Below are 1,874 nucleotides of genomic sequence, written 5' to 3' on the forward strand. Positions count from 1 at the left end.
ATCAGCAGGAAGTGTTTCCACAAATGTAGGTGCAGTTGTATCTTGTACTGAGATAGTTTGTGTATGGCTAGTTTCCAATCCACAAGCATCAGTAGCTGTCCAAGTTCTAACTAACGTGTAGTTAGACTCGCAGTCACCATCGTTTCTTACTTCACTATATGTTACAGTTGCATCGCCACAATTATCAGTAGCAGTTAACGTAGCTGCATCAGGAACGTTATCACATTCTACAGTTGCATCAGCAGGAAGTGCTTCCACAAATGTAGGTGCAGTTGTATCTTGTACTGAGATAGTTTGTGTATGAACAGTTTCTAAACCACAAGCATCAGTAGCTGTCCAAGTTCTAACTAACGTGTAGTTAGACTCGCAGTCACCATCGTTTCTTACTTCACTATATGTTACAGTTGCATCGCCACAATTATCAGTAGCAGTTAACGTAGCTGCATCAGGAACGTTATCACATTCTACAGTTGCATCAGCAGGAAGTGCTTCCACAAATGTAGGTGCAGTTGTATCTTGTACTGAGATAGTTTGTGTATGAACAGTTTCTAAACCACAAGCATCAGTAGCTGTCCAAGTTCTAACTAACGTGTAGTTAGACTCGCAGTCACCATCGTTTCTTACTTCACTATATGTTACAGTTGCATCGCCACAATTGTCAGTAGCAGTTAACGTAGCTGCATCAGGAACGTTATCACATTCTACAGTTGCATCAGCAGGAAGTGCTTCCACAAATGTAGGTGCAGTTGTATCTTGTACTGAGATAGTTTGTGTATGAACAGTTTCTAAACCACAAGCATCAGTAGCTGTCCAAGTTCTAACTAACGTGTAGTTAGACTCGCAGTCACCATCGTTTCTTACTTCACTATATGTTACAGTTGCATCGCCACAATTATCAGTAGCAGTTAACGTAGCTGCATCAGGAACGTTATCACATTCTACAGTTGCATCAGCAGGAAGTGTTTCCACAAATGTAGGTGCAGTTGTATCTTCAATTGTAAAGGTAGCTGTTGTAGATGTTTCATTTCCACAACTATCAGTTACTGTAAACGTTACAGTAGCAGATCCAGTTGCACCACAATCATCTGATAAAGCAGTAAAATCATTTGTCCAAGTGATTACTGAACAATCATCGGTAGCAGTTGCTCCACCATTAGAATTTAACCAATCTTGTAAAGCAGTGTCATTTCCTAAACCATCACATTGTACAGTTAAATCTGAAGCTTCAACATCAATTATAGGTGCAGTTTCATCCATTATTGCATAAGTAGCTGAAGTTGTAGCAGTATTACCACATTCATCAGTCGCAGTAAAAATTACTTCGATTGGTTCTGCACAATTTGAAGTTGCTCCATCATAGTTATTTGTCCAGGTCACTGTACCACAATTATCTGAAGCAGAAGCTCCACCGTTTGAATCTAACCAAGCTTGGATTGCACCACTGTTACCAGAACCGTCACATTGTACCATTATATCATCAGCCTCAACATCAATTGTTGGCGCAGTTGTATCTTCAACAGTTATGTTTTGTACATGAGTGTTAGTATTTCCTGCACAATCAGTTACAGACCATGTTCTTACTAAAATATAATTAGAAGGACAAGAGCCATCTGTTCTTTGCTCATCGAAAGATACCGTTACAGAAGCATCACAGTTATCAGTAGCAGTTAAAACATCAGCAGTAGGAACGTTATCACATTCTACAGTTGCATCAGCAGGAAGTGCTTCAACAAATGTAGGCGCAGTGTTATCCTCTACAGTTATAGTTTGAGTGTGAGACGTTGTATTACCAGCACAATCACTAACAGACCATACACGAGTAATTGTGTACTCAGAAGGACACGCATCAGCGTCACCATCAGTAGTTTCAGTGA

General features: G+C 40.0%; 1 pseudogene. It reads right to left on the reverse strand.

The annotated features are described in order from the left end of the window. A pseudogene (locus HB672_RS14620) lies at positions 1–1,874 on the reverse strand (gliding motility-associated C-terminal domain-containing protein); the annotation flags it as partial.

Source organism: Gaetbulibacter sp. S0825, assembly GCF_011777505.1.
In the GTDB taxonomy this organism is placed as follows: Bacteria; Bacteroidota; Bacteroidia; order Flavobacteriales; family Flavobacteriaceae; genus Pontimicrobium.